General features: G+C 46.4%; 10 protein-coding genes. 5 read left to right on the forward strand and 5 right to left on the reverse strand.

Going from position 1 to position 15,897, the window contains the following annotated elements; all coding sequences use genetic code 11:
* Nucleotides 1-85: 85 nt before the first annotated feature.
* A complete protein-coding gene (locus WA381_RS13110; protein ID WP_075177773.1) occupies nt 86-3,214 on the forward strand; it encodes a hybrid sensor histidine kinase/response regulator in 3,129 nt (1,042 codons plus the stop codon).
* A 29-nt stretch (nt 3,215-3,243) separates the two neighbouring features.
* Here WA381_RS13110 and WA381_RS13115 read toward each other — a convergent pair whose 3' ends face one another.
* The 3 genes from WA381_RS13115 to WA381_RS13125 form a co-directional block, all read right to left on the reverse strand.
* A complete protein-coding gene (locus WA381_RS13115) occupies nt 3,244-3,939 on the reverse strand; it encodes a DUF2982 domain-containing protein (RefSeq protein WP_014948013.1) in 696 nt (231 codons plus the stop codon).
* Nucleotides 3,940-4,104: 165 nt separating this feature from the next.
* Nucleotides 4,105-7,251: an efflux RND transporter permease subunit gene (locus WA381_RS13120; protein ID WP_156085828.1), complete on the reverse strand. Its 3,147-nt coding sequence runs from the start codon at nt 7,249-7,251 to the stop codon at nt 4,105-4,107.
* On the reverse strand, nt 7,251-8,390 hold the full coding sequence (locus WA381_RS13125; protein ID WP_156085827.1) for an efflux RND transporter periplasmic adaptor subunit: 1,140 nt from the start codon (nt 8,388-8,390) through the stop codon (nt 7,251-7,253). The genes WA381_RS13120 and WA381_RS13125 overlap by 1 nt, the downstream gene beginning before the upstream one ends.
* Nucleotides 8,391-8,519: 129 nt before the next feature.
* Between WA381_RS13125 and WA381_RS13130 the strand changes: the two genes are divergently transcribed.
* The 4 genes from WA381_RS13130 to WA381_RS13145 all read left to right on the forward strand — a co-directional run bounded on the left by WA381_RS13130 (nt 8,520) and on the right by WA381_RS13145 (nt 12,857).
* Nucleotides 8,520-9,167, forward strand: a complete 648-nt coding sequence (locus WA381_RS13130) for a TetR/AcrR family transcriptional regulator (protein WP_014975467.1) — start codon at nt 8,520-8,522, stop codon at nt 9,165-9,167.
* A gap of 163 nt (nt 9,168-9,330) precedes the next feature.
* Nucleotides 9,331-10,344, forward strand: coding sequence for an aspartate carbamoyltransferase (locus WA381_RS13135; RefSeq protein ID WP_014948009.1), 1,014 nt, complete (start codon nt 9,331-9,333; stop codon nt 10,342-10,344).
* A 4-nt stretch (nt 10,345-10,348) separates the two neighbouring features.
* Nucleotides 10,349-11,629: a glutamate-1-semialdehyde 2,1-aminomutase gene (gene hemL / locus WA381_RS13140; RefSeq protein WP_156085826.1), complete on the forward strand. Its 1,281-nt coding sequence runs from the start codon at nt 10,349-10,351 to the stop codon at nt 11,627-11,629.
* 154 nt (nt 11,630-11,783) lie between these two features.
* Complete coding sequence (locus tag WA381_RS13145) at nt 11,784-12,857, forward strand: adenylate/guanylate cyclase domain-containing protein (protein ID WP_014948007.1); 1,074 nt, start codon at nt 11,784-11,786, stop codon at nt 12,855-12,857.
* Between the two features lie 28 nt (nt 12,858-12,885).
* Here WA381_RS13145 and WA381_RS13150 read toward each other — a convergent pair whose 3' ends face one another.
* Nucleotides 12,886-13,812 carry a Dyp-type peroxidase gene (locus tag WA381_RS13150; RefSeq protein WP_014948006.1) on the reverse strand — a complete coding sequence of 309 codons (927 nt, stop codon included), beginning with the start codon at nt 13,810-13,812 and terminating at the stop codon, nt 12,886-12,888.
* A gap of 183 nt (nt 13,813-13,995) precedes the next feature.
* Nucleotides 13,996-15,687 (reverse strand): gamma-glutamyltransferase, encoded by a 1,692-nt coding sequence (ggt, locus tag WA381_RS13155; protein ID WP_156085825.1) that lies wholly within the window; start codon nt 15,685-15,687, stop codon nt 13,996-13,998.
* Nucleotides 15,688-15,897 lie beyond the last annotated feature (210 nt).

Raw genomic sequence — 15,897 nt, forward strand, 5'->3', positions numbered from 1 at the left:
ATTTGCCGTTCAATTTTCACTCTTACGAGTAAAACTAAAAAATAATAAAGCCCCTAATCAAACGGTAACGTAAGTACAGATAATCATGGCTATCTTTCGCGTATTCTTTTTTTTATTTCTTGTTGTAGGCAGTTACCTGCCTTCGAATGCCAGCGCGCAGCATATCGAGCAGCTCTTCGATGAAGAAAGTACGCTAGATTTATCAGACTCTCTGTATTTTTTATTTGAAACCGATTATCAGCTTACTATCAGCGATGTATCACGAAGGCGCAATGACTTCCTTATGCATCCCCATGACAACCCTAACTTTGGGTTTCGTAATAATGGCATGTGGCTACTCACTTCTGTTGCCAATGTTTCAAACGATAAACACTGGGTGTTCTCAATAAATTTCAGCCAACTCGACAGTGTTGATTTTTATTTGGTGCAAAACGGCAAGGTAATAAAGCAAAGCCATCAGGGGAAAGCTCAAAAAGAACAGCGTTTTCGTGTTCCAACCTTTCGTGTTGAGCTGCCTGATAGCGATCCTGTCGACCTTTACATACGCATTGAAAGTCGCTCATCTAGCCTAATTGCACCACTTCGAATTCAAGCCGAACCGCTACATAGCAGCTACTTCCAAATGGACAGCTTGCTCTGGGGCTTTTTCTACGGCGGATTGCTTATTCTCGCTATTTATAACCTTGCTCTATTTTTTGGCGTGCGGGAAAAAAGTCTGATTGCCTATGTTGGCTATATCGCTGCGGTTATTTTGTGGCAGTTTGTGTGGGGCGGCCATACGCACTTGCTGTTTAGTCAGGGGATCCCCTCTTGGCTGGTTGGGCATTCCGAGCTGATATTCGTAATTATTGGTATAAGCTCAGGCTTTTTTACCAAGACGTTTTTGGAAACGGAAAAGCACTCTCCCACGGCACATCCTGTCATTAACTTATTGTTGGTTTGCCAAGCGTTAACAGGGCTGGTGTGCTTCGTCGATCTGCTTCCTTCTATTTGGAAGAACAACCTAGTATACGGCGTGGGTCTTGTGGCGATATTGAGTTATATCTACGCCGGGTTCGAAGCATTTTTCAATAAGTTTAAGCCCGCGCGTTACTTCATATTTGCATGGAGTATGCTCGCCACCGGCGCAATTATAGGTATGTTAAGCCTTATCGGAATTTTACCTTCCAACGACTTCACCACCTATTGTTTTCAGGTGGGTGTTTTCTTAGAAGCAGGGCTCTTTTCCTTTGCATTAATGGAGAAAAGCAGAGGCCAGCTGGAAAGCGAAGTTGAGCAAGCAACAAATGATTTGCGCAACAATATGGAGCTCATTGAAGAGCAGAATGCCCGTTTAGATATCGCGCGCAAAGATGCGATAAAAGCCAGTAACGTTAAATCTCAATTTCTGGCCAACATGAGCCATGAAATTCGCACACCTCTTAATGCCATCTTGGGGTTCAGCAAAGAGTTGAACAATGCGTCGCTGCCCACTGACCAGCAAGAGCAAGTCAGAATTGTAAATACGGCCGCGGATAACCTGCTAACAATCGTTAACGATATCCTCGATTTTTCTAAGATTGAGGCCGGTAAACTGCAAATTAATAATCAGCCTTTCTCGCCTAATAAGCTGCTCGAAGAAATGGTCACTATCATGGCTAAATCTTCCCACAGCAAGCGCATCGAATTTGTATTTGATTTGCACCCGCTCCCTGAAAAACTCATTGGCGATGTGTTTCGTATTAAGCAAGTGCTCAATAACTTGTTAAGTAATGCACTCAAATTCACGTCCAGCGGTACCATTACGTTTTCGGTGGGCGGACGCTCGCTTCCTCATGGTATTCACGAAGTAAATATTACCGTTGAAGACACAGGTATCGGAATAAGCCGACAGGACAGAAAAAAGCTATTTAACGCCTTCTCGCAAGTAGACGACGCCCTTAACCGTAATTACCAAGGCACTGGATTAGGTCTCGTGATCAGTCGAGAGCTGGTTCGCTTAATGAACGGTGATCTAACGCTAAAAAGTGTATTAGGCCAAGGCTCTACGTTTAACGTATCACTACGTATGAACCAGTTAAGCCAGAAATATGCGTTAACTAGTAGTGAAGACTGGAAAGGTAAGAACGTGGTTATTTTCGACCCGGTACCTGCAACACGTCGCTCAAGTGCAAGCATGTTATCGATTTTGGGTGCGCAGGTTACCTCTGTTGAATCACTAGATTATTTGATGTCACTTAAAGGCCAGTACGACTTTTTCATGGCAACTGTGCCGGTAAGTAAGATGGGATTGCGGGATACCTATTTAAGTCGTTTTGTACAATTCCCTGCGCAAAAGCGCATACTTTGGTATTCCGGCCCTGAACCTTTTGCGCAATACCCAAGCCTGTCGCAACATTTCCATTCACAAGCGCGTATGCCGATGACGCTTACCAAGTTAGATAGCCTGGTGCACCACCATACAACGCCAGCTAAAAATGCGATGCAAGAGAAAATAGGCACGCTACCAAAAGCTAAAATTCTTGCCGTTGATGACATGGAAATGAATCTTAAACTGCTGCATACGTGGCTCGATCATTCTCCTGTCGAGCTAACCACAACGATCAGTGGACAAGACGCCGTCAATCAATGCCAGACTCAAGAGTTTGACTTAATTCTCATGGACGTGCAGATGCCAGGCATGGACGGACTGCAGGCCACCCGAGAAATTCGTAAATCACCGCTGAATATGGGTACCCCAATAGTGGCAGTGACAGCCCACGCGTTTAAAGAAGAGCAAGAAAGACTGCTTGCCTCTGGCATGGACGATTACTTACCTAAGCCTATTGAGGTTGAGCTACTTATTACGCTTATCAATTCGTGGTGCCACAATGTTGAGCCCGGTGAAATCGTCTTTCCCTCTATCGACTGGCAGCTAGCACTTAAACGAGCGAATCAAAATCAAGATACAGCAAAAGAAATGTTAGACAGTTTTATTGCGTTACTGCCCGAAACTATCGAGACACTTTCGGCGCTTTGGGACGATCAAGATTACAACGGGCTTAAGACCGAAGTTCACAAACTACACGGTGCGTGTTGCTATACAGGTCTGCCGCGCATGCAGCATTTAGCCAACGAAACAGAGAGCTCACTTAAACTTGGTCAGCACAAGCTAGTCGAGGAAAACTTACCAGCCCTTATTGCCGAAGCCAAGAAAGTGCTTAACGAGAGTAAATTGAAGGACAGCCGCAGCTAGGCGAATAAAGTCTAATTGCTACGATGAGCTTAGCTGGCTTCAGAAGACTGCCTAGCTTTCTGGCACTGAGCAATAAGTCCTGCAAACTCGCTGGCATCCCTATCTAGCTCTGAACTCGCGATAAAAATATCATACCCAAGGCGCTTTCTTAGCTCTACCATACGATGTGCCAGCATAGCTTTAATGCCTTTAATGATGGTCCCGTCTTCCATAACGTACTGCTTATCGTCAAACATAGATTGCTCATAACAGCTTCCAGAGGCGCAATTCTCATCTGTGTTCTGCATTAGCAATGGCCGCTGCTCCATTAACAAGTGCGTTGCAAGCCGTGGTGAAATCGTATTGAGGAAATCCGTGTAACTTTTGATTTTGAAACCGATGGTTTCAAGGGGAATATGCTCCAGCCCATGGCGAACACGGGGGCAATCTGCGCGCAGCAGGTTGTCCCAGTGAATACGCCAACTGCCCAGACGGTGGCGATAAGTAATATAGTCTTTGGCTATTTCCAAACTATAGTCGGGCTCACGAATTTTGAAGTACCCTACGAGCAAGCACACTAACGCGGCACTGGTGATGAAAATCCCCGCTAAGAACAGCCAATCGGGAAGAAAGGCTAACCACAGTGCCGCAACACACAAACCGATACAGCCCAGCACCAGGCTAGTAATACCGTTACTTTTCGAGGCAGCTCGGATATAGATTGGTTCGACACTAGTACCAGACATAAAAATACACCACCAACATGATTACGGCCCAAACGATATAAAGTCTCATGCGTTTACACTTAACGCAGTCGGTTTGCCACCAACGCAAAAGAGAATTTGATTTTCGCATACGCTAAGTAAGCCAAATTTATACGTGGGTTAAAAAGGGATAGTTTAACCGTAAAATTATGCCAATGTGTGATTTCTATAACGGTATCGTTGAAAAGCAGCCACTATAGTTGGCGTAAAGACTAACGACAAGATTACCGAGAATCCTACTCCACCAGCCAGCACCACGGCCAACGGCGGCCAAAAGCTACCTTCACTGAACAATAGCAAAGGAATCAATCCACCTACCGTTGTGAAAGTAGTCGATAAAATATGGCGGCTGCAGCTCATGGTTTCTTCAACAATGGCTTTCGTGTCTCCCTGCTTTGCTTTGGGGTTCGCGTTGATAGCGGCAATGACCACTATCGATCCGTTGATTGCTACGCCAATAAGGCCTGCACAACCTAGCAGCGGATTAAACCCAACCGGCAATCCAGATATCCAAAGACTGAACATACCCAGCCCTACAGAAAGTATTGCCACTAATCCGATTACACCCGCCATGCGCAAGCTGGTAAAAGTCAGAATGAGCGTTGTTACCATAAGAACCAACAGCACCGGCGCATAGGTCGCTAATTTACCTAATGCTTGCTGCTGTTCATCAGCGTCTCCCGCTAAATGAATACGATATCCTTCGGGAAGAATTAATCGACTTTCGAGCAGATCTCGCAAATGGTTACTTGCATCAATGGCCGGGACACCAGGAAGCAAAAACGCCTGAATACGATTTAACCTTTCGCCATCAAGGCGCGTGATACTGCTGGTTGCAGGCTGAAGCGTTAAGTTTGTTACAGCAGCAAGTGGAGACCAAGAAATAGCATTGTCTCCTGCAACCGGAATTGGCATGGCGTCTACGCCCGTTACATTTTGTCTATACGCCTCGTCTAGCCTTACGCGTACAGGAATTTCTTCTGTGCTTTCCAAAACAGAACCACCGGTAATACCTGAAAAGTTTATCTGCATTTGATTGGCAAGCTCGGAAAGCGTAAGCCCCAAGTAAGACAGGTTATCGCTGTCCGCGTTTATTTTAAGCTCGGGTTCTCCCATTGAAACGCTGGTTATAGACTGAGAAATGCCGTCGACTTCAGACATTAACATGCGTACTTTGTCGCCTAGGTCGTTCAACACATTCAGATCAGGGCCGAAAATCTCTACCTCAACAGGCGCCGCAATAGGCGGACCCTGCCCAAAGGCTCGCACTACAATTTGTACCTCTGGATACGCGCTATCAAGCTCTTGTTGTAGTTTGCCCACTAGCGCAACAGCGTCATCCACTGTATCTGTCGACACCACAGCATTTGCGAAATAAGGCATGTTGTCACGCGTCATCATCTGGTTGTAGTACACCGACGGCGCAGAGCCCCCGACTAACCAACTAACTTGTTTCACGCCTTGCTCACTGCGAATAGCACTATCTATTTTTTTAACATAGCTCGTTGTGTTGTCGATACTGCTCCCTTCTTTGGTCCACAGGTACACTTCGAACTGGTCTCTATCTGCACTTGGGAAAAACACATTGGCTAAGCTTTTAGACAGTACAAAGCCAGATAAACAAAGCAAAGCAATAACCGGTAACACCAAAATTGGCTGTTTAACCCATCTACCCAATTGCTTTTTAAAAGCGAGACTGAGCTCTGGCGCTTGTAATCCCACTTTCCACCACGCCTTCGATGCTGTTTCATGTTGCGAACTATTGTCGTGCTTTGGCAAAAATCGGGCAGCGAGGGCTGCAATGATAGTAAGAGAAATAAACAGCGAGCCAATAAGTGCCATCACCACGCTAATGGCAATCGGGCCAACAAAGTCACCAATGTTTCCATCTAAAAGAAAGATGGGCATAAAGCCTAAAATGGTCGTCAGCGTTGAAGCCAGCAGCGGTACAAATAGATGTGAAACGCTTTTGGCCATAGCACCTACTCGCGTTAAATTAGGATCTTGTAAATTAATGCGAATTTCATCGGTAATAACAATGGCATTATCGATTAGTAAACCAATGGCGATGATCATGCCAAAGATAGACATTTGGTGAATTTGCTCGTCGTAAAAACTTAAAGAGAACAAGGCAAAAGCGGCGCATAAGGGAAGTGCCAGGCCCACAATCCACGCAGCACGAAACCCCATGAAAAGTAGAATAACCATCATGACCACGGCGCACCCCATAAGCAGGTTCATCGATAAGTCAGCAAGGCGAGTAGCGGTATATTCGTTTTGCTCAAATGCGACGGTCGCGGTTAAGGTTCCGCTGAAGTCTTTATTGAACTGCTCCACTACTGCTAATGCATTTTCTGTCCATACATCAGAACGCAGTGACGGCTGCATACGCGCTGCCACAAAGATAGACTCTTCACCATTTAGAAATGCCACTTCGTTGCGAGGGGTAGTAAAACTGCGCTCCACTGTAGCGATGTCTTCTACCCGTAAGTAGCGGCCTTGCTCGTTAACTAAGGGAATTGAAGCAATCATGTTCACGCCATTTAAGCCCTCTCCCACTGTAAAGCGCAAATTGCTTTGCTGGGAGTTAAGCATACCCGCAGGCAATTTGGGGTCGGCGCGGCTTATTAAGTTACTTACTTGCTGTAAGGTAAGACCCGTTGCAGCAAGCTTAATAGGGTCGATATTGACGCTAATTTCTTCCTGCGGTGCGCCGTATACACGTACTAACTCAGTGCCATTAACGTTTCGCAGCCTGTCTGTAAGTTCTTGGGCTAAACGCGCGGTGAGTGTAATAGGGGTATTTTCAAAGTGGTCTGCTCGCACAGACAGCAATAAAGTGAACGCTGTCGCACCGCGCTTCTCATCGAAAACTGGCGCCATGGCACCTTCAGGGAATGACTCAGCGGCAGCGCCAATGGCATCGCGAATTTCACTGAATAATTGTTCGTTACTTGAATTATTTATCCAGTCTTGCGTCTCTATGAGAATGATGGAGATACCAGCACGCGACGTGGACTTCACTTCCTTTATTTCAAATATTTCTCTAAGCCTGTCTTCAAGCACATCACTAACCAAAGCCTCTACCCGTTCCGCCGATGCGCCTGGGTATTGAGTGATGATTAATGCGTTTCGCGTATCTATTCGCGGGTCTTCAATACGCGGCAGAGAGCCTAATGCTGACAACCCTGCTGTGACTAGCACCAGAAGACTCAGTATGAGTAAATGCCCTCGTCGGTAAAATAAGGTATACCATGGATAAGATTTATCTGAGCCGAAGTTAAATGACTTCATTAGCGTGCCCCAGCTTGATGTTGGCTGGGGATTGATACCATTTGGCCAGGTGCGAGTTTGTGTGTACCTTCGCTTACGTAAACATCTCCATCTTTGAGCGCTCCGCGCACAAACGCGTTGTTTCCGTCGGTATATACAACTTCCACTACACGGGCTTCAAGGGTGGCGTTTTGCTCGTTTGATAAAACAAATACACGCCACAAACCGCGCAAGCCGTTGCTTAGCGCGTTAACCGGCAGCCAACTTCCTGTCTCAGAGTGAGAACGAAATCCAGACAAAATGGCCATGTCACCGGGGCGTACCCGCTCATTACTATTTAATGTCACTAAAATATCAATGGTTCGCGTTTGCACGTTGCGAACAGGTAAGCGTTGCGTAACAGTTCCCGCCACATCAATATCCCCGACGCTAACCAGCACCGGCTCATTAAGGTCAAACTGATCCACAACATCGGCAGGTACCGCGAAACGAGCCTGATAATTCTCTATGCCCGTAATTCCAAACACGGGGGTTCCAGCGCTAACTACACTGCCTTCATCAAAAAAGCGTCTATTGACTACGCCATCGAAGGGAGAAATAAGGGTCGTTTTTTCTATTTCTACATTCAGTGATTCAAGGGCGGCCTGCATTTCATTAACTTGGGCCTTAGCGACATTTAAACTTGCCTTTACTTCGTCTAGTCGCTGTGCTGATTCTAGCTTTTTCTCAACCAACGACGTGGTTCTTTCGCTGTTTACTCTAGCAAGCTCAAGGTCGGCGTTTGCACGCTCAAGTGAGGCTTGAAGCTCACGTTTTCTGGCATTGAGACGCTGAATATCTTGACGGGCTAGAACATCCCCTTTACTTACTACATCGCCCTCTTCAACAAGTAATGTATTGACTTGCCCTGCCATATCGAATGAAAGCGAAGTGGCCCGTGGGGATTCGATAAGCCCAAAAACATTGATTGGAGTTTCAAAGCCCGATTGAATTTTGACTGTTCCAGTGGACACTGCAACGGGAACTCTTGCCTCTGGCGTTTGTGTCGCATTGCCAAGCCCTGCTGTCATCAAAAGAATGACCAACGCTGCAGTAAAAACGGCAATAGCGATAATAAGTGAGAGTTTGCCACTTTTAGAAGGCGTCGTTGCAGCAGTCATAACATTTCCTTTAACCAGTTTAGCGTTTGCTCTGGGCTATATTTGCATACTTATTGTGCTATGCTAGTATATAAATACTAGACCGTCCAGTTTGATATTTAAATATTCGTCAATAAAGTGAGAACGAACGTGGCTACCACTCGAAAGCAAGGCCGACCTAAAAGCGAAGAGAAATACCATCTTATATTGCATGCAGCGTCTTGCCTGTTCTTAAAAGAGGGCTTTGCCAACACATCTATGGACACTGTGGCTAAAGCCTCTGGTGTGTCTAAACAAACGGTCTATTCTCATTTCGAAGGAAAAGATGCTCTCTTTAAAGCGGCAATCTCATCGAAATGCAGATCATACCAACTCGACACCCAGCAACTTATCGACGCCACTTCAGGTTCACTCTCACTATTAGAATGTTTACGAAAAGTTGGCTGTCAGTTTGTGCGACTTTTACAAGATCCTGAAGCCATTGCTATCTTTCGAGTAATTATAGCTGAAGCGGTAAATAGCCCTCATGTGGCAACACTTTTTTATCAGGCTGGCCCAGAAGCTTCCCTATCTACATTGAGTGATGTCATAGAGAAGTTCGGAGAAGGTAGCTTAAGCCGTGATATCGCCCAACAGCTGGCAGTAGATTATTGCGCCCTGCTTAAGGGGGAATATCACACCATGATGCTGTGCGGCATACAGTCTCCGCTTCAAGACGAAGCGATTACAGCCCACGTAAATAGCGCGGCTGAAAAAATCCTTTTACTCTTTACCCACTATACTCAGCAACACAATTAGCCGACATCTGCGCACATGCACACTTGCATTTTGATTTGTGGAAAGCCCTTTTCAATAAAACGCCAAACAGAGAAAAACCTAAGGCAAGATTAACGTTGCGCTAATGACTTAACCCCAGCGGTATTATAAACTAGCGCCGTTTTCGTTGATGATTGAGAAGCGCATGTCTGACTTTACCGGTAACCACATTCTTTCGGTTAATCAATTCGATCGCGAGGCCATTGAGAAAGTGTTCTCAGTTGCCAATTCCATGCAACCCTATGCCAAACGACAAAAGCGCACAACCGTGCTAGATGGCGCCATTCTCGGTAACCTTTTCTTTGAGCCAAGTACCCGTACGCGAGTTAGCTTTGGTACCGCATTCAACCTTTTAGGTGGTGAAGTTAGAGAAACCACCGGCATGTCGAGCTCTGCGCTGGCTAAAGGTGAGTCATTGTACGACACAGCCCGTGTGCTGAGCGGCTATTCCGACATTATTGCAATGCGACATCCTGCGGCGGGTTCAGTGGCAGAATTTGCCGAAGGTAGTCGTGTACCTGTTATCAACGGTGGTGATGGTGCAAACGAACACCCAACCCAAGCACTGTTGGACTTGTTCACGATTAAACGTGAACTGGAATACAATGGCCACGGCATTGACGGCTTACACATCGCCATGATTGGTGATTTGCGTTACGGCCGAACAGTACACTCTTTATCTCGCTTGTTATGTTTGTTTAAAAACATTCGCTTTACGCTCATTTCGCCAAAAGAGCTGGCCATGCCTCAGCCCATTATAGACGCCATCGAAAATGCGGGGCACCAGCTTACGATTACCGATACCCTTGAAGGGAATATGGATGCGGACATATGCTATCAAACACGCATTCAGGAAGAGCGCTTTCCTTCTCAAGAAGAAGCCAACAAATACCGAGGTAAGTTCCGCCTTAATCAGTCGATTTACACGAAACACTTTCAGTCGAAGACCGTTATCATGCATCCACTTCCACGAGATTCACGTATGGAAGCCAACGAATTGGATAACGATCTAAACCTTAATCCAAACCTCGCCATTTTTAGACAAACCGACAATGGTGTACTTGTCAGAATGGCATTGTTTGCGCTTACTCTGGGTGTAGAAAACCTTCTCACTAAGTACGAGCGTGACGTTGTTTGGTACAGCAATAAGAGTAAGTAATTACATGCAAAAATCTGAAGCCCTATTTACCCGCGCCCAAAAAACCATTCCTGGTGGCGTAAATTCACCCGTTCGCGCTTTTAAAGCGGTAGGCGGTACACCTCGCTTCATCACGAAAGCTGATGGCGCTTACATGTGGGATGCGGATGGCAAACAATATATTGACTATATTCAGTCTTGGGGCCCTATGGTTCTAGGTCACAATAACGCTCAAATTCGCGAAGCGGTTATTGAAGCGTCGTATAACGGCCTATCTTTCGGTGCACCTACCGAAGCTGAAGTGATCATGGCTGAGTTGGTTAGCGAACTGGTACCATCTATGGAAATGGTACGCATGGTGAACTCTGGTACAGAGGCCACCATGTCAGCTATTCGCCTGGCTCGCGGCTACACGAGCAGAAACAAAATTGTTAAGTTTGAAGGCTGCTACCACGGGCACGCCGACTCACTGCTAGTGAAAGCGGGCTCAGGGGCGCTAACCCTTGGTGTACCAAGTTCACCAGGTGTTCCAGCAAATGTTGCTGAGCATACGCTTACCGTTGAATACAATAACCTAGACAGCGTAAAAGAAATCTTCGAAGCCCATGGCGATGATATTGCGTGCATTATCGTTGAACCTGTCGCTGGTAACATGAACTGTATCCCTCCTGTGGAAGGCTTCCTTGAAGGACTTCGCGCTATTTGTGACCAATATGGCAGCGTATTGATTTTTGATGAAGTAATGACAGGCTTCCGCGTATCTCGCGGCGGGGCGCAAGAGCGTTATAACATCAAACCAGACCTGACTTGCTTGGGTAAAGTCATTGGCGGCGGCATGCCAGTGGGCTGTTTTGGTGGCCGTCGTGACATTATTACTCACATAGCACCGACAGGGCCAATTTACCAAGCGGGTACGCTTTCTGGTAACCCAGTAGCAATGGCTGCAGGTCTTGCTGCTTTAACGCAAATAAAGCAGCCTGGACTTTACGATTCAATTTTCGAAAATACGCAAACGCTAGTGGATGGTTTCCAAACCCTTGCTGACAAACACAATATTAGTCTAACTACTAATATTGCCGGCAGTATGTTTGGGATATTCTTTACTGACGTAGAGAAAGTTACGAACTACAAGCAAGCAATTAACTGTAATACCGAGCAATTCAACAAATTCTATCACGGTATGCTAGAGCAAGGCGTTTACTTAGCACCTGCATCTTATGAAGCGGGCTTTGTTTCTAAAGCGCATGACGCTGCAGTCATTGAGCAAACCCTTGCTGCAGCAGATAAAGTGTTCTCAACGCTTTAAGTTAATTCCTTTCTGGTAGTTTTTGCACTAATACGCCCACCGTGGCGTGTTAGTGCCTCTTCTTCATTGCTTCTCTCATACGTAACACTTGAATTCCTCGCGGGCTAGATTATTAGCCTTCATTTAAAAGCAGTTTATAGGTGTGGTGTTATCAATGGATTGGCAGTTTGGCGCTATTTGCGCACTTTTTCTCTACAGTGTCGCTATCACAACTTTGCACGTAAGGCGCAGCCGTCGGTTTGCATACAGAGCTAGCCAATTTAAACGTCGGCGTCATGTCTCCACCACTGTCGCAAAAAACGACGATGAAACGCACTTTCACACAGCTGCCGATGAGGCCCAAAGGCTTACACAAACCTTTCAAAAATTCATTCCAAAGCAGTTTGTGGAGCACATGTCGAATTCTGACGTAGACGCGCTGGGTCTTGGCTATGCGGCTGAAAACGACGTTGCGATTATGTTTTGCGATATCAGAGGCTTTACCGGTTTTTCTGAACGTATTACGCCACAAGAGTTGATGAACTTTCTTAATTCTTATTTCACCAGAATGAACGATCCTATTCATCAAAACCACGGTTTTATTGATAAGTTCATGGGCGACGCCATTATGGCGCTGTTCGATCATCGCGAAGGATCTTCACAACAAAAAGCTATGGATGCGGTTAATGCTGCGCTCGACTTACGCAAAGCGCTGACAATATATAACGGCCATAGAAAGAACAGTAACTACGAACCAATTAATATGGGAATAGGTATCCACTTTGGCCCTGTTATTATGGGTACGGTAGGTTCAGAAGATAGGATGGATACCACCGTCATTGGCGATAGCGTAAACATTGCTTCTCGCTTAGAAGCTTTAACCCCCAAATACGAGGCGGATATTATCGTAAGTGCCCAAGTTCTTCAGACCATAGGGTCTGGCTTCCCAATTAAAACCCGCTTGCTTGACTGGGTAAGAGTGAAAGGACGAAAAGCGCCAATTGAAATATACGAGGTGTTAAGCCACCTTTCAGAGAGTGAGCAGGAAAAGAAGTTGGCGGTTCAGACCAAGATTGCCGCAGGTATCGCATGCCGTATAAATCAGCAGTGGGACGAGGCCATTTCTTTTTTTGAGACCGCTGTCGCTATGAGCCCAAACGATTCGCTAGCGCATCATCACATAGATGTTTGTCGAATTTACAGAAGCGTCGATTTTAAGGAGGATTGGGATGGTGCGCTAGTCTACTAATCCCAATGGCCATAAGCGACGGTTAAATTTAGGACTCAGATAACTTAGCCTGCTGGCGAATAAAATTAATGGATGGCGCGAAAAACGCAGCACCTGTTTCAGCACTGGTAAAGTCCAGCCATCTGTCATAATCGCCTTCACCGTTGCCGTATATTTGGCTGTGGAGCATCTGTTTAAATGGCCGCGCACTGGCACTACAGCTTACAAAGAATAAGCCTTGAGAGGCCATATCACCGTATGGCATGCCTTGCTTAATTAGCCTTGGTTCGTCGCCATCGGGCGCAACAGTGCTTGCCCTAACACAATGCGAAGATTCAGATTGTTCGCTACTTACCAAATTGTGCTCTTGCGTGGTGCCCATCACTTGTTCTTGCTGACGGCTTGAAAGACTATTCCAGCGCCTTAAATCATGGCGATAGCGTTGTATGTGAACATAGCTGCCACCGCTAAAATCAGGATCATCTTCGCCAATAATCCCGACTTGTCTGCGCTTCATTCCACGTGGATTGTCTGCGCCATAAAGAAAACCATTGAGGTCACGGCCATCTAAGTACCTAAACCCTCTTATTTGCTCTACCAGTTCTACATGAATACGCAACAAATCCATCACTTCAATGCCAACCGCATGGCAAATATCCAGCCTATCAGCGCGAATTTGAATGAAGAGATCGCAAGGCATGGTGGGGGCACTTCTATCATCACACTGCATATCAGGAAAAGGGGCAAGCTCAACAGGTATCAAACCGGGGTATACCTCAGCCCAGTAACCGGTGCCAATAGCGACAACGCCGGTTACCATGGCTTCGTAGTGCTCATTCTCAAAATGCTCGAATATATCCAGCACGCGAGATAGTTTGGCGCGTACGGCTTGGCTATCGTCATCAATGACGTTCAGTAGTAAATACTGTGCATGTAAATTTGGCTCAGCGCAGAGGCCTTTTTGTGGTTGTGTCATTGCCGCTCTTGTTGTTATTAACGCCTTGTTCTGACGTTTCGCTGCTGGCGATCATTCGCCGCGCTTTGTTGTGCGAACCTTATCGTAAAGTGTAGCGGCTGCTTCAAACTTTGAAACCCTTTAAAGCGAAGCAGCAAACGGGGAACAAATTAACTCCGCCGCCTATTATTTACACTAGTGTGCTTAATAGCCCGCGGCTTGTCCATCTTTTCGCGTTTCTGAAGCGCCAAAATAGACACCTTTCTGCTCGTCCCAAGCGATGGCCTGATAGCCACCGAACGCGCCTACCACGCGTTGAAGCTTATGCCCCCGCTCCATGAGTTCTCGCTGAACGGTTTCACTGAACCCTGATTCTAAGCTCACATAGCCACCATCAGTCATCAACGCGCCCGTTGGGCTACTCGACCCACTGTGCAGTATGCGTGGAGCATCCCCCGCTTCCTGCAGATTCATTCCAAAGTCGAGAATGTTTACAATAATTTGTGCATGCATTTGAGGCTGAGTCCCACCGCCCATCACGCCAAAGCTCATCACCGGCTTACCGTTTCTTGTTACAAAAGCCGGGATAATGGTGTGAAATGGACGCTTTCCCGGGCGATATTCGTTAAAGTGCCCTTCTTCAAGGGTAAACATCTCACCTCTATTTTGAAGAATAAAACCTAGCCCTGGAGGTGTCATGCCTGAGCCCATTCCGCGGTAGTTACTTTGAATTAAGGACACCATATTGCCCTCTTTATCAGCAACGGTCAGATAAATGGTATCCCCTTCATAAATACCCGCATCAACGCGATTCGCTGCGCGTTCATTATTTATGAGCTTCTGGCGCTTAGCGGCATACTCTTTCGAAATTAACCAGTCGACAGGAATATCATTGAAGTCTGGATCTGCATAGAACTTAGCGCGATCTTCGAAGGCGAGCTTCTTGGCTTCAACAAAGGTATGGATGTAGTCTGCTGAGTTAAACCCCATTCCTTCGATATCATAGTGCTCAAGCACATTAAGAATCTGTAGTGCCGCTATGCCTTGTCCGTTGGGCGGAAGTTCCCACACATCATACCCGCGATAGTTAGCAGAAACGGGCTCTACCCACTCCGAGGTATGTGACGACAAATCCTGGTATGACAAAAAGCCGCCTTGAGACTTCATGTAAGCATCGATAGTGCGTGCGATATCGCCCTTATAAAAAGCATCTCGCCCGCCTGTTGCAATCTTTTCATAGGTCACGGCTAAGCCAGGGTTTTTAAAAACATCGCCTTTTTGCGGTACTTTCCCGTCGATAAGAAAAGTCTCTGCGAAGCCGTCATAATGACCTATTCGCTCTTGATTCATCTGCCAGTAATAGGCAATGACTTCTGAAACAGGAAACCCCTCACGGGCATATTTGATAGATGGGGTAAGCAGCGCAGACATGGGCAGCTTGCCAAATTTTTCGTGTAGTGCAAACCAGCCATCTACAGCGCCAGGGACAGAAACGGGTAGCGGACCAAATTTTGGAATTTGATGCAAGCCACGCTCGGCAAACACCGCTTTGGTTAACTGTCTGGGTGAACGGCCAGAAGCGTTTAAGCCGACTAGCTTTTCTTCTTTTGCATCCCACACAATGGCAAATAGGTCGCCGCCAATACCGCTGCCTGTAGGCTCAACTAAACCTAACATGGCATTGGCTGCAATAGCTGCATCAACTGCACTGCCGCCTTGTTTTAAAATATCCAATGCCACTTGCGTAGCTAATGGTTGGCTTGTTGCTGCCATGCCGTTCTTTGCAATAACTTCTGAGCGACTTGCAAAGGGTTGCCCCGTTATTCTGTCATAGCCCAAACAGCTGATACTAAAGAAAGCCAGTATCAAAGGTAGAAGTCGCACACTTGCAGTCATAACCGTCCTTTTACTAAAACGTTGCCGATAATAAATCTAGCGTTAGTTTATCGATTCATAGTGTAGCGTTATTGTCACATTACGCCTAGGCTCTTTTCCTAAGCTCAATAATGGTCTTAAAACACATTGCATGAATCGAGTAGGAGGGAGTTTTACAACTCCCGTCCTCTCACACCACCGGGCATACGGTTCCGTACCACGGCGGTTCAT

This window comes from Alteromonas sp. CH_MED4-4 (genome assembly GCF_037029575.1).
Taxonomy (GTDB): Bacteria; Pseudomonadota; Gammaproteobacteria; order Enterobacterales; family Alteromonadaceae; genus Alteromonas; species Alteromonas macleodii.